The organism is Candidatus Vondammii sp. HM_W22, assembly GCF_022530855.2.
Lineage (GTDB): Bacteria > Pseudomonadota > Gammaproteobacteria > Chromatiales > Chromatiaceae > Vondammii.
Genome location: NZ_CP099567.1, coordinates 3,007,619 through 3,025,882, shown reverse-complemented (window position 1 = coordinate 3,025,882; position 18,264 = coordinate 3,007,619). Strand labels below are relative to the sequence as shown.

28 protein-coding genes and 3 pseudogenes are annotated in these 18,264 nt (G+C 53.5%); 14 read left to right on the top strand and 17 right to left on the bottom strand.

Features of this window, described 5'->3' with window-relative positions:
• Nucleotides 1-77: 77 nt before the first annotated feature.
• From MN084_RS20025 to MN084_RS20015, 8 genes and pseudogenes are all read left to right on the top strand, one after another.
• Nucleotides 78-236 (top strand): annotated as a pseudogene (locus MN084_RS20025) (DUF4124 domain-containing protein); the annotation flags it as partial.
• A gap of 129 nt (nucleotides 237-365) precedes the next feature.
• A complete protein-coding gene (locus tag MN084_RS17210) occupies nucleotides 366-893 on the top strand; it encodes a hypothetical protein (RefSeq protein ID WP_241085626.1) in 528 nt (175 codons plus the stop codon).
• A 463-nt stretch (nucleotides 894-1,356) separates the two neighbouring features.
• On the top strand, nucleotides 1,357-2,454 hold the full coding sequence (glnL, locus tag MN084_RS17205) for a nitrogen regulation protein NR(II) (RefSeq protein WP_277400137.1): 1,098 nt from the start codon (nucleotides 1,357-1,359) through the stop codon (nucleotides 2,452-2,454).
• On the top strand, nucleotides 2,441-3,853 hold the full coding sequence (gene ntrC, locus MN084_RS17200) for a nitrogen regulation protein NR(I) (RefSeq protein ID WP_241085627.1): 1,413 nt from the start codon (nucleotides 2,441-2,443) through the stop codon (nucleotides 3,851-3,853). The genes glnL and ntrC overlap by 14 nt, the downstream gene beginning before the upstream one ends.
• A gap of 123 nt (nucleotides 3,854-3,976) precedes the next feature.
• The gene (locus MN084_RS17195; RefSeq protein ID WP_241085628.1) at nucleotides 3,977-4,372 is read left to right on the top strand and encodes a hypothetical protein; all 396 of its coding nucleotides are present in this window, start codon (nucleotides 3,977-3,979) and stop codon (nucleotides 4,370-4,372) included.
• A gap of 204 nt (nucleotides 4,373-4,576) precedes the next feature.
• Entirely contained in the window at nucleotides 4,577-4,747 is a 171-nt protein-coding gene (locus tag MN084_RS17190; protein ID WP_241086082.1) for a transposase, read from the top strand.
• Nucleotides 4,672-4,836 (top strand): transposase, encoded by a 165-nt coding sequence (locus tag MN084_RS20020; protein ID WP_241085629.1) that lies wholly within the window; start codon nucleotides 4,672-4,674, stop codon nucleotides 4,834-4,836. The genes MN084_RS17190 and MN084_RS20020 overlap by 76 nt, the downstream gene beginning before the upstream one ends.
• A gap of 91 nt (nucleotides 4,837-4,927) precedes the next feature.
• Nucleotides 4,928-5,059, top strand: coding sequence for a hypothetical protein (locus tag MN084_RS20015; protein ID WP_445083850.1), 132 nt, complete (start codon nucleotides 4,928-4,930; stop codon nucleotides 5,057-5,059).
• A 177-nt stretch (nucleotides 5,060-5,236) separates the two neighbouring features.
• Here the strand turns inward: MN084_RS20015 and MN084_RS17180 are convergent, their stop codons facing one another.
• The 9 genes from MN084_RS17180 to MN084_RS17140 form a co-directional block, all read right to left on the bottom strand.
• Nucleotides 5,237-5,554: a hypothetical protein gene (locus tag MN084_RS17180; protein WP_241085630.1), complete on the bottom strand. Its 318-nt coding sequence runs from the start codon at nucleotides 5,552-5,554 to the stop codon at nucleotides 5,237-5,239.
• A gap of 67 nt (nucleotides 5,555-5,621) precedes the next feature.
• Complete coding sequence (locus MN084_RS17175) at nucleotides 5,622-6,062, bottom strand: putative phage tail protein (protein WP_241085631.1); 441 nt, start codon at nucleotides 6,060-6,062, stop codon at nucleotides 5,622-5,624.
• 84 nt (nucleotides 6,063-6,146) lie between these two features.
• Nucleotides 6,147-7,217, bottom strand: coding sequence for a baseplate J/gp47 family protein (locus tag MN084_RS17170; RefSeq protein ID WP_330178207.1), 1,071 nt, complete (start codon nucleotides 7,215-7,217; stop codon nucleotides 6,147-6,149).
• Complete coding sequence (locus tag MN084_RS17165; protein WP_241085633.1) at nucleotides 7,218-7,655, bottom strand: phage GP46 family protein; 438 nt, start codon at nucleotides 7,653-7,655, stop codon at nucleotides 7,218-7,220.
• A complete protein-coding gene (locus MN084_RS17160; protein ID WP_241085634.1) occupies nucleotides 7,655-7,921 on the bottom strand; it encodes a PAAR domain-containing protein in 267 nt (88 codons plus the stop codon). Before MN084_RS17160 ends, MN084_RS17165 begins: the two co-directional genes overlap by 1 nt.
• A gap of 2 nt (nucleotides 7,922-7,923) precedes the next feature.
• Complete coding sequence (locus tag MN084_RS17155; protein ID WP_241084842.1) at nucleotides 7,924-8,208, bottom strand: hypothetical protein; 285 nt, start codon at nucleotides 8,206-8,208, stop codon at nucleotides 7,924-7,926.
• Nucleotides 8,177-8,365, bottom strand: a complete 189-nt coding sequence (locus MN084_RS17150) for a hypothetical protein (RefSeq protein ID WP_241084843.1) — start codon at nucleotides 8,363-8,365, stop codon at nucleotides 8,177-8,179. Before MN084_RS17150 ends, MN084_RS17155 begins: the two co-directional genes overlap by 32 nt.
• Nucleotides 8,362-8,574 (bottom strand): phage baseplate assembly protein, encoded by a 213-nt coding sequence (locus MN084_RS17145; RefSeq protein ID WP_445083849.1) that lies wholly within the window; start codon nucleotides 8,572-8,574, stop codon nucleotides 8,362-8,364. Before MN084_RS17145 ends, MN084_RS17150 begins: the two co-directional genes overlap by 4 nt.
• The gene (locus MN084_RS17140) at nucleotides 8,510-8,905 is read right to left on the bottom strand and encodes a hypothetical protein (RefSeq protein ID WP_330178205.1); all 396 of its coding nucleotides are present in this window, start codon (nucleotides 8,903-8,905) and stop codon (nucleotides 8,510-8,512) included. Before MN084_RS17140 ends, MN084_RS17145 begins: the two co-directional genes overlap by 65 nt.
• A 5-nt stretch (nucleotides 8,906-8,910) precedes the next feature.
• Here MN084_RS17140 and MN084_RS17135 point away from each other — a divergent pair, with 5 nt between their 5' ends.
• Nucleotides 8,911-9,393: a hypothetical protein gene (locus MN084_RS17135; RefSeq protein ID WP_241085635.1), complete on the top strand. Its 483-nt coding sequence runs from the start codon at nucleotides 8,911-8,913 to the stop codon at nucleotides 9,391-9,393.
• A 120-nt stretch (nucleotides 9,394-9,513) separates the two neighbouring features.
• Nucleotides 9,514-10,832, top strand: a pseudogene (locus tag MN084_RS17130) (IS5 family transposase).
• 181 nt (nucleotides 10,833-11,013) lie between these two features.
• Here MN084_RS17130 and MN084_RS17125 read toward each other — a convergent pair.
• The 5 genes from MN084_RS17125 to MN084_RS17105 form a co-directional block, all read right to left on the bottom strand.
• Nucleotides 11,014-11,907: a sigma 54-interacting transcriptional regulator gene (locus MN084_RS17125; protein ID WP_241085637.1), complete on the bottom strand. Its 894-nt coding sequence runs from the start codon at nucleotides 11,905-11,907 to the stop codon at nucleotides 11,014-11,016.
• A 17-nt stretch (nucleotides 11,908-11,924) separates the two neighbouring features.
• A complete protein-coding gene (locus MN084_RS17120) occupies nucleotides 11,925-12,644 on the bottom strand; it encodes a sulfite exporter TauE/SafE family protein (RefSeq protein ID WP_241085638.1) in 720 nt (239 codons plus the stop codon).
• A 218-nt stretch (nucleotides 12,645-12,862) separates the two neighbouring features.
• Nucleotides 12,863-13,132 carry an EamA family transporter gene (locus MN084_RS17115; protein ID WP_320416355.1) on the bottom strand — a complete coding sequence of 90 codons (270 nt, stop codon included), beginning with the start codon at nucleotides 13,130-13,132 and terminating at the stop codon, nucleotides 12,863-12,865.
• Nucleotides 13,123-13,650, bottom strand: coding sequence for an EamA family transporter (locus MN084_RS17110; RefSeq protein WP_330178204.1), 528 nt, complete (start codon nucleotides 13,648-13,650; stop codon nucleotides 13,123-13,125). Before MN084_RS17110 ends, MN084_RS17115 begins: the two co-directional genes overlap by 10 nt.
• Before the next feature lie 74 nt (nucleotides 13,651-13,724).
• Nucleotides 13,725-13,970, bottom strand: coding sequence for a hypothetical protein (locus tag MN084_RS17105; RefSeq protein WP_241086083.1), 246 nt, complete (start codon nucleotides 13,968-13,970; stop codon nucleotides 13,725-13,727).
• A gap of 62 nt (nucleotides 13,971-14,032) precedes the next feature.
• Between MN084_RS17105 and MN084_RS17100 the strand changes: the two genes are divergently transcribed.
• The 4 genes and pseudogenes from MN084_RS17100 (at nucleotide 14,033) to MN084_RS17080 (ending at nucleotide 17,353) form a co-directional block, all read left to right on the top strand.
• On the top strand, nucleotides 14,033-14,497 hold the full coding sequence (locus MN084_RS17100; RefSeq protein ID WP_241085639.1) for a HugZ family pyridoxamine 5'-phosphate oxidase: 465 nt from the start codon (nucleotides 14,033-14,035) through the stop codon (nucleotides 14,495-14,497).
• A 163-nt stretch (nucleotides 14,498-14,660) separates the two neighbouring features.
• The gene (locus MN084_RS17095) at nucleotides 14,661-15,233 is read left to right on the top strand and encodes a hypothetical protein (RefSeq protein ID WP_320416357.1); all 573 of its coding nucleotides are present in this window, start codon (nucleotides 14,661-14,663) and stop codon (nucleotides 15,231-15,233) included.
• 128 nt (nucleotides 15,234-15,361) lie between these two features.
• Nucleotides 15,362-15,987, top strand: a pseudogene (locus MN084_RS17085) (AAA family ATPase).
• Nucleotides 15,988-16,159: 172 nt separating this feature from the next.
• A complete protein-coding gene (locus MN084_RS17080; protein WP_241085640.1) occupies nucleotides 16,160-17,353 on the top strand; it encodes an SUMF1/EgtB/PvdO family nonheme iron enzyme in 1,194 nt (397 codons plus the stop codon).
• A gap of 188 nt (nucleotides 17,354-17,541) precedes the next feature.
• Here MN084_RS17080 and MN084_RS17075 read toward each other — a convergent pair whose 3' ends face one another.
• The 3 genes from MN084_RS17075 to MN084_RS17065 all read right to left on the bottom strand — a co-directional run bounded on the left by MN084_RS17075 (nucleotide 17,542) and on the right by MN084_RS17065 (nucleotide 18,127).
• Nucleotides 17,542-17,649, bottom strand: a complete 108-nt coding sequence (locus tag MN084_RS17075; protein WP_277400246.1) for a hypothetical protein — start codon at nucleotides 17,647-17,649, stop codon at nucleotides 17,542-17,544.
• A 119-nt stretch (nucleotides 17,650-17,768) separates the two neighbouring features.
• Nucleotides 17,769-17,921, bottom strand: coding sequence for a hypothetical protein (locus MN084_RS17070; protein WP_277400140.1), 153 nt, complete (start codon nucleotides 17,919-17,921; stop codon nucleotides 17,769-17,771).
• Nucleotides 17,918-18,127 (bottom strand): transposase, encoded by a 210-nt coding sequence (locus tag MN084_RS17065; RefSeq protein ID WP_320416359.1) that lies wholly within the window; start codon nucleotides 18,125-18,127, stop codon nucleotides 17,918-17,920. Before MN084_RS17065 ends, MN084_RS17070 begins: the two co-directional genes overlap by 4 nt.
• Between the last annotated feature and the right edge of the window lie 137 nt (nucleotides 18,128-18,264).

Here is an 18,264-nt window from a genome sequence, read left to right as displayed (position 1 = left end):
GAATCGCTTTTCCGTCAAAAACGCACCCGGAAAGGGGGCGTTCTTTGCCGCATAGGTGTGAAATTAATCCAGATCTAATGGTTGATGGGAGGTGCGGAGCTGGGTTATGCTCCAAGGTTATGGGAAGACTATTCCTCATTGTATTGGTTATTTTTTGCGGCTCGGCTGTTGCAGCGGTTTATAGGTGGGTAGATCAAAAAACTGGCGTGGTCCACTATTCAGACCAACCCGACGAGGTGAGTGCTGAAAAGATCGTTTTACCGGAACCGACCGTTTACTCTCCAAGGCGAACCCCAACGTCAACAGCTGGTGGAGGGGGGACAAGGAGTCAAAACTTACTGGCGGGTTATACCGCTTTCTCTATTGTGGCTCCATCCAACCGCTCGACAACACGTTCCGGCAGTGTAGAGGTTATATTTCAAGCCTCTCCCCGGCTGCAGCGAGGTCACTATATTCAGGTGGTGCTCAATGGACGGATAATGGACCTCCGATTGACGGGATCAACACTTTTCCTTGAAGGGCTTGATCGTGGCAGTTATACGGTTCACGCAACGGTTCACAATGCGGTTGGCTTGGTGCAGATCCGCTCAAACATTATCCAGTTCTTTGTGCGTCGGGAGTCGATGTTTGATGATGGAGAGGCTCCTGATTCGCCTGACTCTGGCAGTAGCGATCAATCGGGAGTTGATGCCCCCCAATACAAACCTGGAGATCCGGTGGATTTTGATACCGGAGACGGAGCAGCTCAAGGTAATGATTCGACAGATTTTACACTGGATGAAAATACGAATACTCCAAGGGTAGCCAACCCCGCTTATACGCCGAGTGGTGGGTCAAATCCATTCCCGGTTACACCCGGGGGGGCTAACCCGGCTTTCAAGCCTAACTATTGACCCTTTCCCTATGGCTCAAGCAGTTGGGGGTATGGATACTCTCAGGATTCACTTTAGAGAGATCTCACTGGAACACACCTGGAAGCAGCCCCCCCACATCCCTTGTAAGTTCATCTGTAGGGAGCTATTGAGCGCAAGTGCAATATCCCACTATCCTTTTGTTGCTGGACGCACTATATTGGTGCATATGTTGGGTCAGTTGCTATGCCTGCCCATTTTGGCTTGCTCCAGCATAGCTGCTCAGTACCTGATGACGTGTTGGTATGCCGCGGCTTTCCGGCCAGCCGGTAGTTGGGTTGAAAACAGATGAAATGCCTGCTTTGACGGCTTTTTCCGGCAACCACCAGACCACCTACAGGTTCGATGCTGAACCCAGTATCAGGCTGCAGGCCCATATGATCTAGTTATTTCCCCGTACTGAGAATATCGGAAATAAGATCTGGCGCGGTTATTGCTGCTTCTCATGCTTATGATCAATGACAATAAATCCTCCGTCTACAGTCAGCGGGTACTGGAGAACCTGAACAGTGCTGTGTTGCTATTCAATCCTGATCTTCAGCTGAGTTATATGAATCCTGCCGCTGAGATGCTGTTTCAGGTCAGTGCCCGCCATATGGTGGGAAAGGAGGCCAGTGACTTGATTTGCTGTCCAATGGGAAAGTCACAATCCCATCTTAGTCATGCAATTGAATCAGGCCACCCCTTTACCGAGCGCGAGTTGAGTCTTGTTTTGCCTGATAACAGGCATGTGACCGTGGATTGCACGGTTACACCTCTTACCGACAGGGATAGTGATGCGGGTCTGCTGGTGGAGATTCAAAAGATTGACCGGCAACTGCGCATCAGCAAGGAAGAGTACCTGCTGGCGCAAAATAAGGCAGCCAGGGAGTTGGTGCGGGGGTTGGCCCATGAAATCAAGAATCCACTTGGCGGTCTGCGGGGCTCTGCCCAGTTGCTGGAAAGGGAGCTTGAGGACCCGTCACTGCATGAATACACACAAATTATTATTGATGAAGCTGATCGGCTCCAGGCGCTGCTGAACAGGATGTTGGGGCCTAATAAATTGTCCAAGCCAAAGCGAGTCGATATTCATCTCCTGCTGGAGCGGGTGCGCAGTCTGGTGCTTGCCGAGTCAGATCAGAATCTGCACATTGATCGCGATTACGATCCCAGTATCCCGGAACTGCTGGTCGATAGTGACATGATCATTCAGGTGTTGCTCAATATTGTTCGCAATGCAGCGCTGGCCTTGGGTGACAATGATCATGGCAGGATCATCCTGAAGTCTCGGATTCTGCGTCAGTTCACCATCGGCAATCAACGGCATCGCCTAGTTGCCCGGATCGGCATCCAGGATAGTGGTCCGGGAATTCCGGAAGATATCCGCGAGAAAATCTTTTATCCAATGGTGACAGCCAGTGAAGGTGGTATGGGTCTTGGGCTCTCAATTGCCCAATCACTGATCAATCAGCACGGTGGTCTGGTGGAATGCAGCAGCGAGCCTGGAAAGACCCTTTTTACTGTTTTACTCCCGGTGGAGAATCCAAATGCCAACAAATAACCGAGTCTGGATCATAGATGATGACCGCTCTATCCGCTGGGTGCTGGAAAAAGCGTTTCAAAAAGAGGGGATGGAGGTGACCAGTTTCTCCAGTGCCGATGGTGTCATGGAGGCGCTTTCAAGGGAGCAGCCTGGTGTGGTGGTCTCTGATGTACGTATGCCTGGTATGGATGGGCTCTCGCTGTTAAATCTGATTAATGAAGCATGCCCGGAGCTGCCGGTCATTATAATGACGGCCCATTCCGACCTGGGCAGCGCTGTGGCGGCTTTTCATGGCGGTGCTTTTGAATATCTGCCAAAACCCTTCGATGTGGATGAGGCGGTGGAGCAGGTGCAGCGTGCCTGCCGCAAGAGACGGAGCACCACACAAGATATAAAGGATACGCCGGAAGACAACCCGGAGATCATTGGTGAGGCACCGGCAATGCAAGAGGTGTTTCGTGCTATAGGCCGGCTTGCTCGTTCCAACATTACGGTGCTGATTAATGGTGAATCGGGTACCGGTAAAGAGTTGGTGGCCAAGGCCCTGCATCGCCATAGCCCACGCTCAGATCAGCCGTTTATTGCACTCAACATGGCGGCGATACCAAGAGATCTTATGGAGTCCGAGTTGTTTGGGCATGAGCGTGGCGCTTTCACGGGTGCCCAGGCGCGGCGCACCGGACGCTTTGAGCAGGCCGATGGCGGTACTCTGTTTCTTGATGAGATAGGCGATATGACGCCTGAGCTGCAGACCAGACTGTTGCGAGTGCTGGCCGATGGCGAGTTTTACCGGGTTGGTGGGCATGAGCCGGTCAAAGTCGGTGTTCGAATCATTGCTGCTACCCATCAGAATCTTGAATTTTTGGTAGAGGAGGGGCGGTTTCGTGAAGATCTGTTCCACCGGCTCAATGTCATTCGGATACATATCCCATCCCTGCATCAGCGGAAAGAGGATATTGCGCTGCTGATGCGCCATTTTCTTTTGTTGGCGGCATTGGATCTGGAAGTGGAGGCGAAAACTTTACTACCCGAGTCCCTTGAAATGCTGAAGCAGTGTGAGTGGCCTGGTAATGTGCGGCAGTTGGAGAACACAGCCCGCTGGCTCACGGTAATGGCCTCCAGCCAGGAGATTCATGTTGAGGATCTTCCTGTGGAGTTGCGCCAGGGTGAAAACTCTTCTGAGCAGGGCAATGACTGGAGAGCTTGTCTGCGTAACTGGGCAAAAGAGCGGTTGCAGACGGGGCAGCAGGGATTGCTGGATGAGGCCACCCCGGTGTTCGAAACGATTATGATCGAGACGGCACTGGAGCAGACCAGTGGCAGAAAGCAGGAGGCCGCGAAGCTGCTCGGTTGGGGGCGAAATACGCTGACACGGAAGATAAAAGAGTTGGGCTTGGAAGCGGTAAGTTCTCACTAGGGCTAACCTAGTGGACTGTATGGCGTTGTTGAGCGGTGTTGGAAACCTTGTTATTCAGATGGCTTACTTCATATGGCCTGTGGGTATAATTGCCGGTAATTAATCAGTAGTGGAGTTGTATCGATGGATAGCAGTAGCGTTGAACTTGCAGGATCGGAAGTTGAGAGCATCACAGTGGATGGTGGGACAGTAATCTTGCGTTTTTCCCGTGCCTGCATCATCAAGACAATGACCGGTTCAGTTGAGCGTACCCGTTGGTGGCAGGCAGGTGATCTGGTGTTTGAGCGGGCAGAGGTTGAGGGTGAAATACCGGATTGCCCAGCTGTTTGTGCCGGTGGTGATGTGGGTGAGAACGTCTATACCTACCGCGATATGCTCCCCATCCCGCTGAAAAGCCAGGGCTGCACACACTGCAATTTACGTTTTGAAGGGACAGATCTGCGGTTGGTGGTTCAGGGTGAGACGGTGGACCTTAAACTTGAAGACCGGCCCCACTATATTGGGCACATCAAACCCTGAAATAAAGCTTACTATCCACATTCGCCAGTATCTGAAAGGTGTTACTTAGAGCTTGCTTATAAACTATAATATCTCTAATATTATTGAATATAATATACGCCATATCCACCAAAAGCCATACATCTATGGCCCGATGTGGTATCATAGCCATAGACAAACCCCTATCACTCGCCGAATTTGATTGGCCCTTTCAAACAGCACTGGATGGAAGTTCCTGCTGGGAGCGGTGGTTGTCATGGGCAAGTGCGCAGTGGCCTGGAGCCAATCAAGAAAGTGGCGGGAACAATCAAGGATCACCTGTGGGGAATATTGAAAGCTGCTGTTTTGGAAGTAGTAATGGTTCGGCAGAAGGTCTCAAAAGCCGAATCAAGATGATCAAGGCGCGTAGCAGAGGCTTCCGCAACAAGAAGCGGTTTGCCAATGCAATCTATTTCCACCTTTGGAGGGCTGAATTTTTATCCTGAGGGAGCGGTTGGGTGATATTTACCTACTCGATTAGGGGAAGAGCCGTATCTTTTACATTGGCGTTTAAGTTATAGAAACATTGGTCGTCGTTTGGGTCGTCATCACACCACCATCTCACGTGAAGTGAAACACAATGGTCGATTCATAGCCTGTTACCGGGACGAGTTTGCACAGAAACGTGCGATGGTTCGATGCAAGAAACCGAGGCACACTCGCAGGTGATCACATAAAAAATGCCTGCATTATGTCATCGAGCGGTTACAGGAGGATTGGACACCGGAAACAATGGCTGGACGCCTCAAGCTGGATCACCCTCGAAGTGCATGTCTGCGGATTAGCCCGGAAGGTATCTATCGATGGATAGAGACTGTTCAAAATATTGTGTCAACGTAAAAGCACTCAGTCCATATCTTCACAGATCAAGTGCGCGATCAAGCCTACCTTCGAAGAAGATAGAGCCTGTAAAGTTTTCTGTGTAACTGCCTGGGTTAAATATATACCGCCAAGCGTTCTTCGAAAATAATTCCTTGTGGCCTTGATGGCCTTGATGGCCTTGATGGCCTTGATGGCCTTGATGGCCTTGATGGCGTTGACGATCTCGCGCATCGGGTACTCGATGGCGGCTGCGGGCGGGATGCTGCCCTCGGTGCCGGTGTTGGGGTTGCCGTCGATGTATGGAGCATCGGCGGTGCCTCCAACGGGTGGTATATAGTCCATGGTCTAGGCTCCTTCGTAGGACACAAACAGGGATGTGTGAGCCGGTTTCACCCGGCGCAGCACGCATTCAAGGTCTTCTGCGCGGTTGATCTTCAAGAGGGGATCTGTTTCCACCTGTGACTCGCCGCAGCGGAAATAGGTAACCCGTGGATCCGCCAGGCGTACCCGCCAGACAAAACGCATCTTGGGCGGGTAGCGCTTGCATACCGCATTGGCTGACGCCGCAGACAAACGGCCTGTACTCGGTGATTTCGACGGTGTAGCCCAGACGTTTAACCATCGACTGGAAATAGCTCACCGACTGCCCACCCATGGCGGTCAGACGTTGCACCAGCACGGCCCGGCGTTCCTGGAGTGTCAGGGTACTGCCGGTGCAGGCATCCGGCAGGTTGGCGAACGCCTCCCACTCGGCCAGCAATTCATAGGTGGCACGCGGATTGGCCTCGTTAAGTAGCGACTCGGCGCGGTCATTCACACGGGCGAACTCCTCGGCCAGGGCGGCCAGCAACCGGTCGGCTAGGCTGCCGTCTTCGCGCAGGGCGTGGTGGGAGCAGTCCCTGCAGCTGAGCTTTATAGTCGGCTGTGGTGGCCATCACAGCGACGGCCAGGTGATGTTGCCGAGGGTGCCGATCTTACCGGCCGAGAACGTAACATCAGCCAGGACATGGTCAAACTCGCCATCGGCACGGCTGATGGCCTCGCGGATGTGGGAGATCAGGATAGTGCCCGAGCCGGCACCATCATCCACCGATGCCTCGCGCCGGAACAGATCGGTCAGCTCCGCTTCGATAGCCATTTGAACGGCGGTCGTATTCGGGTTGATCCGGATGGTTATATCCACCGCCGACTCGATCGGGGCGACGACTATCAGGTCCGCCGTCACCGGCCGCCGCGCATCGATGTAATCCTGCACCGTCTGTACCTCCCCTGCGTCGGGAATAAAACCGGCATCATCATCCCGCACGAAAAATACACCCACCGTGCCGATCCCCAGCCACATGGGAAACACCCAGACGCGGGTCACGCCCTCCACCTCCAGCGCCCAGGCTTTATAATCAGCCGAGTTGCCGCCGTGGGGCGGGTTCTGTACCCGTGCGCGCAGGCGATCGCGCAGAGCCGCATCGGTCTCCTCGTCGGCGCCGCCGGTCAGGCCACCGGTGGCTACCGTGGTCGTGCTCTGAACCCCGGCAGCCGGGGATACCAACGATAGCGCCACCCCGCCAACGGCGCTGGTATTCTGCCCGGCACTGGATGCGGTTACCGCCACCGTGGCAGTGCCGCCGGTGATGATGCACTCGGCACTCGTGGTGTACTCAAGAGCGTCAGCACGCTGCAGGGTGGCACCGGCGGGGATGGTACCGCCATCCGTACCGGTGAAGGTGACATTGCCTGTGGCCGCTGCGGCGGGCTTGCGGCTGACACCCCACCAGCTGGCCCAGCGGTCCAGGATCTCCGCCTCGGCGGTGTCCGGGATGATCTGCCGGCTCTGCCAATCCAGATGGCCATGCAGGCCGTGTGCCGCACCGGCTAATGTCCGTCCCAGCACGCCAAGCACGCCCAGCACCGACCGGCGCAGACGCGGGTCGGTCCCCGCCAGACGGCTCTCGATGTCCGTCTGGATGCGCTGGACAATGGTTTGTAATGTGGGCCTGTTAAATGCCATTTATGCAGCCTGTAATTGATAGTTGAAAACGTCTTTGAATCGGGTTTGATCGGCCAGGGTGATAGCCACCTGCAGCCTCAGTACCCCGGTCCGCATCCACTCCGCACTGACCGCCACTGCCGTGGCCACATTGTCCTCGATCAGCCAGGCCAGCGCCTCCTCAGAATACTCCTGCGCCCGGTGCAGCACGGCGGCGGTCTGTTTCTCGCGGCTCAGCAGCCAGAGGCGTGAGCCGACCAGGTCGCCCTCCATCTCGGGCCACGCATCCGCCCACCAGCCGCGCAGACCCAGCGCACTCGATGGCAGCGGGTCATCTTCGGCAGCCCGCCGATCGGTGAACAGCGACACCAGCACCGCAGAGCGCAGTCCGGACTCGACATTCTGCACCGCTGGCGCGAAGGTCAGCTCACGGTCGTTGTAGGTAATTGCCAGATCCATCAGTCGCTCAACCTCACGTAATCGCTACCGGTGGTGGCGTGACCACAACTGGCCAGGTGGCCTTCCCGGCAGACCGGCACCACGTTGATCCGGACGAAGCTGCTACCCTCTGCCATCACCGGACCTGCGTGCCCGCCCTCTCCGTGGCCCTGAACCGGGTCACCCAGCAGCACCACCCGAGCGCCATCGATGGTGACGAAACCCTGCCCGCCGTTGAGCTGGGCACCCCCGGCGCTGTCAACTGATTTGCGTGCCACTCCGTACATGCTCACCCCTTCACAATATCGATGGTCGGCGCAGTGATCGTGATCCCGGCCGGGGTCATCACAATGGATGAAGCCCCCGCCACCAGATGGATCTCCTGGCCGCGCTTGAACCGGATGCGGTGGCCACCGTTCTGGTCTTCGTCGGTGTACAGGGCGACCTCGCCGGGGGCCAGGTTCTGCAAGCGGAACCGGCGATGAAAAGCAGACAGACAGACGGTGTGCCCACGATCACCGCCCAGGCTGGCGCTGATCGCCTCAAACCCGGCGGGCGGGGTAGCCCTCGACATGCTCCACGCCATCCAGCAACTCACCGCGCAGTAGTTCCAGCTGCAGGGTCTGCAGCAGGGTGGAGGGGTCCACCAGACGCTCCACGGCACGGCTCACCAACAGTCTCAGCCGTCGGCGCATGGGGTTGGTCAAACGGCGAATGGCGGACTCGCTCACCAGTCACCCCCATCCTCGGCCGGCAGCGGCACCAGATCGTAAGCCTCGGGCGGCATCACGGTCAGGCGGGTGCGCTGGCCTCGTGCATCGAGCACGAACTCCACGGTGCCGATCATCAGCCACTCATCGTTGAAGCCCATCCACTCATCCAGCACCCGGACCCGGGTGTTGGGTGACCAGAGACCGTCCTTGTGGCGCCAGCCGGTCACCGTGTAGGTGGCCTGACGGGACCGGCCATAGTGGACGTTGCGCCGCCAGCTCCGGCTTGTCGTCGGGCCAGGTGTTATTACCGGCACGCTGTCCGGTGACGTAGTAATGACTAAACCGGTCGCGGTGACTGAACTCACCCTCCGCCTCCTCGATGTTTTCGCCGAGCACCAGCGCCGTACCTACGCACTCTATGCCGGCACGGGTGATCACCAGGTCCCCGGTAGGATCAGTGACCAGGCGCACACTCTGCTGTCTGGCCAGTGTCTCCAGGTATTCGAATACGGTTTCACCTTCAGCAATCGCGGATACCAAGACCGGGCTTGTTTCCACGGTCGATGAAACTGCGATGCCTAAAAGTTTGGCAAACCGCTTTGCGACCGCCCCGACACCGTCAGGCTGCGGCTTCGCCCATCGTGGCGGGGGCGGATGCGGTCAACGTAGCCGGTGATCAGGGTCTCCCCATCGATGCGCACCTAGCAGGGCGATCCCAGCTTGACGGTGCGCGCCTGGCTTGCCTGATTGTCGGTCAGGGTCAGGTCGAAGGTATTGGCGAAGATATCCAGCGAACGGGTCAGGCTGATCTCCTTCCAGCCGCCGTACAGCTCCCCCTCGATGGCCAGGCATGGGACCCCTCCGGCGAGCATAAAACCATCAGTTTCAGAAAATTAGCCATTCAGCACCTCTGGCACGTGAATCATGAAGAGCTTCTTCCGCTGCAGGATCAGAGAGCTCAAACTAGTGCTGTAGGAAGTGGATGCGCCGCATGCGCTTTAGACCAATGGGCTTTCTACCCGCGCCCTTCGGATTTGGGTAATTAGTCGACCCTGAAATATTCATAACATAATGATTTATATAAAATAAGCATCTAAATTTGATAAAATAAACGTCCATGAAAGGGGTAAAAGCAGAGAAAAACTGAACGAAATAGAGGTGGATAATTGAGCAAACCCAAGACAGCCAATCCCAACCAGCAAAGTTTCCTGCACCAGAACTTACTGGATCAGCTGAACCCCAAGCATCCACTTTTGCTACTGGCCAGACAGATAGACTGGTCATATTTTGATGCTGAATTTGCCCCGCTTTATTCTCATCGTGGAAAGCCCTCAAAACCCATCCGCCTAATGGTGGGTCTCTCGATACTCAAGCATCTGGAAGACCTCAGTGACGAGGTTCTGATTCAACGCTGGATACAAAATCCCTACTACCCGAGTTTTACGGGTGAGATCGAATTCCAATGGCAACTTCCTTGTGACCCCTCCGACCTGACTTACTTCAGAAAGCGTATTGGCAAAGAAGGTTTTGAAAAGGTCCTGGCTGCCTCTATCGCCTTACATCAAGAAAAGGCGATCGAAGATGAAATGTGTATCGACACTACCGTACAAGAGAAAAACATTACCTTTCCAACTGATGCAAAGCAGTACCGAAAGATACACGGGCAGTTACTCAAGATGGCCCGAGCAGAAGGTATCGTGCTCAGTCGAAGCCATGAGAAGGAAGTAAAAATTCTCAAGCTCCCCACCCGATTTGCCACACATCCGAGGAATCGTAAAAAGGCACGTAAGGCCGTCAAGCGATTAAAGACCATCAGCGGCCGATTACTGCGTGAAATACAGCGTAAGATGACCGGAGAACAACAGAAATTCTATGCAGAAAAGTTCGCCCTGTACCAGCGCATGCTGAATCAGAAGCGTGCTGATAAAAATAAGTTGTACAGCCTACATGAACCTCATATTTACTGTATGAGCAAAGGCAAGGCCCAGCAGCGTTATGAGTTTGGCACCAAGGCATCAATCACCACCACAAGGGACGCGGGCATTGTGATTGGTGCCCTGGCTTTTGAGAAGAATGTATTTGATGGTCACACCGTACCTGAGGTCTTGGCACAGGTGAAACGTCTCATCAATCGAGTACCCAAAGTGGGTATTGCTGATCGAGGTTATCGGAGCAAATCAAAGGTTAATGACACCCAGATAGTAACGCCAAAGCCTGCCAGGAAGAATACCTCAGGAGAAGCCATGGCATTAGCCAGAAAACGTTTCAGAAGACGAGCTGGCATTGAGCCTGTGGTCACTTAAAGAGTGACCACAGGCTAAAAAGGAACTTTCTTAAAGGCTTTGCCGGGGATCAGATTAACTTGCTTATGGCGGCGGCTGCCTTCAACTTCAGAAAATGGATGAGGGAGGTTATTTTTGTGCTGAAAAATATCATGTCCATACTGTTGTTCCTGTTTGCAAAACAGAAACAACAGTATTATTAAGTGCCTGGAATGAATATTTCAGGGTCGACGAATTAATTAAAGAAATCGTATACAATTAATCTACGAGATCGCCCGTTCCAGGAAAACGACGAAACAACAAAGCTTAGAAGCTCCGGGTTTTGAAAAATACCAACAGAACCGCCTGTTTTTTTTCACAAACAGTGGTCATAAGGCAGTTACGTTACATCTCGATGGCATGTTTCTGGATTCGATAAAGCAGTGTGTCACGGCTAAGCCCCAACAACCGCGCTGCCTTGCTGCGATTACCGCCGACCATACCGATGGCCTGGCGTATCATATCGCCTTCCATTGCCAACAGGTCTATACCCTTCTCAGGAAGGACAAATCCAGCCACACCGGTAACTTGGCGCTCGGATTTACGCCGAATCTCGAGAGGCATATTTTCTGGCTGCACTATGTTGCCAGCCATTAAAATCACCATTTGCTCACAAAAGTTGTGCAACTCGCGCACATTACCCGGCCAGGTGTACTGCTTGATCAGATTGCGCACGGTAACCGAATAACGAGGTGCCTTGCGACCGTGATGACGTGCAAGATCAGCAGTAAACTGCTTCAACATCAGAATAACATCGTCGCCCCGTTCCCTTAATGGCGGGAGCTCTATGGGGACAACATGGAGTCGGTAAAAAAGATCTTCGCGGAACGCCCCGGTGTCCAGGAGAGAAGTGAGGCTGCGTGAAGAGGAGGCGATAATCCGTAAATCGGCATAGCCGCTTCTGCCACTCTCCATTGATTCAAGAAAATGGAGCAGCTTGGCCTGAGCATCCAGAGAGAGATCGCCCACCCCATCCAGAAAAAGGGTTGCGCCGGGACTGGCTGCAGTTATCAGCTCATCTGCCAGTTGGCTATCGCTGATACCAGCGCAATTGACAATAACAAAGGGGTTTCCGGATCGGCGACTGGCGAGGTGTATCTCTCTGGCCAGCAGCTCCTTACCAGCACCCGGCTCCCCCATCATCAGCACCGGCGCATCCGTAGGTGCCACCATGCGTGCTGCATGTACCACACGAAGAAACTCAGGCGCACTACCCAATACTCTCTCTTGTGTATTCATTTTCCAATCTCTACTCATTATTCGTTCCCTGCGGTCACTTTCTGATATGCCTCTATATCCAACAGCTCTGGAAACCACAGGCTAAACAAGCCAATCAGCACGATGATAACGCCAACCATCACCTTTAAATAGGGGTTATTGGCAATTTTATACAACCGGCCGGCCAGCATACCGGCGGCCACAACCGATGGCAGAGTACCCAGACCGAAAACCGCCATATACAGTGCCCCGCTCAATGGCCCTACTTTAGTCACCGTCGACAACAACATGGTATAGACCAGCCCACAGGGCAGCCAGCCCCAGATAACACCATAGATCAACGCCCGCGGTAGCGTCTGCACCGGCATCAAACTCCGGCTTATCGGTTCAAGACGACGCCAAAGCGGCACTCCCAGGCGTTCCACACTGGCCAGCTTGGGCAGCCATCCCGCGATATGCAGGCCAATCAGCACCATCATCAACGCGGCGCACCATTGCAGCCAACGATGCCCCTGGGTTGGCCCCATCATCTCCAGCAAAGTGCCGCCCACTAGTCCAAGCAACGCACCTGCCAGGGCATAACTGAGAATCCGTCCACTGTTATAAGTCAGCAGGTAGAGCAGAAAACGCGAGCTGTTCTGCCTGATCTCCGGTGGCAAACCATAACTCAGCGCCCCCATGATGCCGCCACACATGCCGATACAGTGTATTGTGCTAAACAGGCCAACAGTAAATGCCAGAGGCAATGATAAATCCAAAACAGTTCCTACTCGTGCAGTGTCCTATATAAAACATGCCAGGCACTCTGCACCGGCTCTCGTACAGAATAAACACCCTTCAGGGTAAGACATTGACCAATCTCAAAGCCGAGTTTATGGCATCACTCACTACTTCTCCGCAGCACTCCCCGGTAGAGCCCTTCGAATTCAAAACTGAGCAGTCCGGAGAGTATCAAAGCGGTTCCCAGCCACACACTCTAGCCAATCGATTCACCATTTAGCAGACTACCTAGAAGCAGTGCCGTTACCGGTGTTATCAGGGTAATCAGTGCAACCCGGGTGGCCTCAACATGCTTCAGCACATAGAAATACATCGCAAAACCGATGACTGAACCGACCAAGGCCAGGTAGAGGATAGAGTAGAGTGCCCGTGACGACAACACCTCCGGCCAGATGGCATCAGCCAGAAACCAAGCCAACAGAAACAGTGGAGCGGCTACCAGCAGGCCTCCCGCAGTCACCGACATGCCATGTAATCCCGGTTAAGACGTTTGACCCAGACGGCGCTGGCCGAATGAAACAGCGTCGAAGCCAGAATACCCAAAGCACCATAAAGCGCACTGGTTCCCAACTCCAGCCCCGAGCTAAAAACCACCAATAGGCCCAAAAGACCCAGCAACATACCAAGCAGTTTCATCGGCTTTAAAATCTGCTCATCCAGCCATATCGCCGCCATCACACCTGTTGCAATGGGTGACAGTCCAAAGATCACAGATATCCAACCCGAAGGGATGAACTGAGCCGACCAGTAAACACACAGCATGACGGAGTATATCCTCAGCCCCGCAGCCAGATAAGTGCGGCGGGCAGGGCGATTCCAGGGTAGTTTTACGCGCAGCAGATAAACCATGGCCAGGGCAACGGCAATCACCATCCGTCCAGTCACGCCAAACAAAAACCCAGGACCATCACCGCTCCACTTTATTGTGAGCGGCGTGGTGGTCCAGATAAGAATGACACCCAGGTAAGCCGTTGGGGCTGACACTTTTTTCCCATGCCAAACGGAAAAGGCCGCAGATGATTGCATCTGCGGCCCTCGGTAAATCACTTAATTTGCTGTTACATTATTTCAGCTTGGATTCTCCGGGACACGCAGCAGACTGCATTGCCAGCCAGCCAGCCAGCCAGCCAGCCAGCCAGCCAGCCAGCCAGCCAGCCAGCCAGCCAGCCAGCGTAGCGGTCTTTCATAATTGAATGCGGCACGTGTCTGTTTGAGTTCATGGTGAAAGAGTGCGACATTTTGGCTCGCTGAGTCAACCAGTTTTTATATTTTGTGTGATGTAACGAATCACTTGGTAATTTCATGGCGCCACGTTTAACGGCAAGGTATATGATAGATTCTCAGGATCAAAACGGTGAAAAGGGTCATGAACGAGAATCAGGATATTATCCGAGAGGCACGCAACCTGCTTTTAGGTCGTCTCTGCGGCATACTTGCTACCCAGTCACTGGACCTTCCCGGCTACCCGTTCGGCTCTCTTATTCCCTATAGCCTGGGGCAGGATGGCTGGCCTCTGATGCTACTTAGTCATCTTGCCAAACACACGCGGAACCTCAACGCGGAACCCCGATGCAGCCTGACTATCACCGACACAGGAGAAGGTGATATCCAACAACTGATGCGACTAACCTGTCTCGGCAAAGTCACAAGAGTGATCGATATTAGGACGTCCGAGGCTGAAAATCATTTCCGGCAATTTCCAGGTAGCCAAAACTACTTTGAGCATCTGAATTTCCAATTCTATCGCCTGCAGCCTGAACGATTCTACTGTGTCGGTGGCTTTGGTGCTGCACGCTGGATGGGAGTGGATAGACTGGAAAATACCGTATAATAGTGCCGGTAAAATGAATTTTATGGACTTTATTCAATGAAAGAGCTGCATGATCTGGAGTTGGTGCTGACTTCTCATACCCCGGTCTTGGTGATCGAGTCTCTTGAGGAAGTTAAGAACCATACAATTATTTGCCTGACTCGGCTTTCGACTCGGCCAGCCAATGTTTCAGTGGACAGTGACTGAAGGCCTGAAGCGGCTGGAAGCCGATTTTGGTGCTCAAAAATCCACTGCAGAACCCCAGAATGTATTGAAACACATCAAAGCAACACCTCAAGCCGGCGACTTCCATCCTTATCTTGATGATCCGGTCCATGTATGGCTGATAAAAGAGATCGCACAGGGTTATCACATTGTTCCCTGCACCCTGATCATGCTGAGTCATGCAATTGATGTCCCGGCGGAAACCCGCCATCTCACCACCCGCTTCACCCTACAGATGCCGGACCGCGCAGGCATCAGAAAGCTGATTAAAGAGGAGGCAAACCGGTGGCAATCGAATAATCGCCGCAAGGTGCGAGCAGACCACTCGGCAGTGGAGCATCTTGCTAATAATCTCGTAGGCATCACTTCCACCGATACACGGCGCCTGACCCGAACCGCTATTGAAGATGACGGCGCTATCACACTCGACGATATGCCAGGCGCGATGGAATCAAAATATCAACCGATCAGCCAGGACGGCGCCACCTCTTTTGAGTATGACACCGCAAGTTTTGCGACGTTGCAGGACTGAAGCGGCTTAAAGAATGGCTGAGCTATCGCCATCGTGCCTTTACCGGGAAACTAACCTCTATTGATAAATCCAAAGGGGTCGTGTTACTTGGCGTCGAGGGCAGTGGAAAGAGCCTCGCCGCCAAGGCGATGACAGGCACTTTTGGTACGCTCCTGCTGCGGCTTAATTTCGCCGCCCTTTACAACAAGTTTATTGGTGAGACAGAAAAAATCTGCGCCGGGCGCTGAAGACAGCAGGGACCATGGCCCACTGCGTCCTCTGGATGGACGAGGTCGAAAAGGCACTCTCACAGAGCAACTCTGACGATGGGCTCAGCCAACGCGTTCTGGATGCACTGCTCACCTGGATGGCGAGACATAGCAGCAAGGTTTTCATCGTTGCCACATCGAATAACATTGAACGCCTGTCCCCTGAGCTGGTACGCAAAGGCCGACTGGATGAGATATTTTTTGTCGATCTGCCGAAACCGGAAGTCAGACGGGAGATTCTTGAGTTCCACCTGCATCGTCGCAATCGGCCACCCTGCAGTTTTGACCTCAACTCACTCACCCACGCAAGCGAAGACTTTACCAACGCCGAAATCGAACAAGCCATTGTCTCATCACTCTATGCTGCTCACGCCCAGGAAGACCAGCTTGACACACTGCATCTACTGGAGGAAATAGAACGAACCAGCCCTCTGTTGGTGGTTATGGCAGAGAAAGTACAATACTTACGAGATTGGGCGGCTGATCGCACTGTTCCTGCTGATTAGTAGGTCTTCAGGGTCAATTATCACAAAGCTCATACCCTCTCATAAACGTCTGCATAATATTATCGTAGGTTTGTGGCTTTATTTTCTGCTTGCCCTGCAGAATTCGTGGCTGGATAACCAATAAGGTATTATTGTCGCCCTTCCATTAGGGTAACCGGGTATATGATTAGGAATGCGTAAACATGAACTGCTCGGCCAGTTGAGCAATCTGCACGAGATGATGATCCAACTGTTTGAGTCTACCATCGAGGAGGAGTGCTACCGCCAGTTTCACCCGATGCTCGCCCCACTTGCGTGGTACCTAGGCCGCGGCATGTATACTGAAACCTACTGGCTTCGGGAAATCGTTCAGGGCGATAGTGAAATGACGGCCCGGGTGCGGGAGATATTCATCCCTGGCGTGCTGCCAGATCAAGAACAGTGGAAGCGCCTGCCTCCCCGGGACCACCTGCTCAACTGGGCACTAGAACTCCAGGATGAGAACGTTATGCGCCTTGCCAATCCAGGGGCCCTGCCCCAGCACCCATTACTGACCAGCGGCCGACTACTGCACTTTATCGTCCAATCCCAGTCCGAAATTTACGAGCAGATGCTTCAGGTGCTGAGTGAACGTTGCCTGGAAATGGATAGATCCCACCAAGTGAAAAGAACACTCATTGGGAGAGTACCAACGGCTGACCTTCTCGGCGTCTCTCAGGGGCACTACCGAATAGGCACCGGTAATGATGCGGCGGCCTTCGACAATGAACAACCTTCTCAATTAATTCAATTGAGCAATTTCCGTATCGACCGACAACCAGCAACCAACGCCGCTTTTCTCGCATTCACCGAAGCCGGTGGCTATAACAACCAGGCGTACTGGAGCGATACCGGATGGCTATGGAACAAAAAAAAGGGGTATACACACCCTCACCACTGGCGTCAGGACGACCGACAGAACTGGTATGGCATAGGTTTCAATAGCCCCGTTGACCTGATAGCAGAAGACCCGGTCATGGGAACAACTCATCATGAGGCCGTCGCCTATGCAAACTGGGTTTCAACCCTTGGCGACGAGCTCTCCGGTGCTGCGCTTCAGCACGAATATCAGTGGGAAGTGGCCACCCGAACCAAGGTAATCAAACAGTTCGGCCGAGTATGGGAGTGGTGCTCGAATATATTCGAGCCCTACGCAGACTACGTCGCCACCAACTACCAGGAAGCAAAGACAACCACCTTCGACAACCGGCACTACACCCTGCGTGGCGGCAGCCTGCACACCCAACGCGCACTGCGACGGGCCAGTTACAGGAACAGCGCACTCCCCGAAACAGACTATCTCTTTTCGGGCATTCGCCTGATATATCCGCCTAGGCAGGAGAATTAGGGACACTCTTCGTATTCTCCGCTTGCTTCTTGGTAAACCATTACGATAATGCTTGATACGACATGACTCTGTTCCGCCTTCCCAGTGAGGGGGACAAATAATCTAGGCAACGCTTGGGTGCAGCTTCAATCAGTGCTCTTTCTGCTCCATGTATAAATCGGCTCTTCCCCTAATCGAGAGGGTAAGTATCACCCAACCACTCCCTCAGGATAAAGATTCAGCCCTCCAAGGTGGGAGTAGATTGCATTGGCAAACCGCTCCTTGTTACGGAAACCTCTGCTACGCACCTTGATCATCTTGATTCGGCTGTTGAGATCTTCTGTACTTCCAAAACAACAGAGTTGAATATTTCCCACAGATGATCCTTGATTGTTCCCGCCACTTTCTTGATTGGCTCCAGGCCACTGCGCACTGCCTATGACAACCACCGCTCCCAGCCTTTCCTTGCCCATGCCTTGCTGGCATAGTGCCAGAGTGACATGGCAAACTCTTTGATCGCCCAAGCACGGGCAGTCTTCAGTGTGCTGTCACGTGGTACCTTGAACCGCAATTTCTGTCTGCGCGTCATATTCTCCGGGTTGTAGAGCCAGTCATGCTGGGGTCCTCATAGCCTTCAGCCATCAGCGCTTTGTGCTCTTGACAGCGTACCTTGTCTACCGCTTCACCGAGGTACTTGGCGACATGGCATTTATCAAAGGGATTCTTCTCTTCAACCCTAGGCAAGCTTTTCAGTGTGGCATTGATAAAGGCTTGGCCATATATCCATAGAGACACCCTCTATTGCTTCTCGTTGCTCTTCTGTCAGAATTTCGTACCATGCTTTGAGCGTGTTTTTGCGGTCACTGCGCACGTGTAGCACTTACCTGCATTATGTCACCGAGCGGTTACAGGAGGATTGGTCACCGGGAACA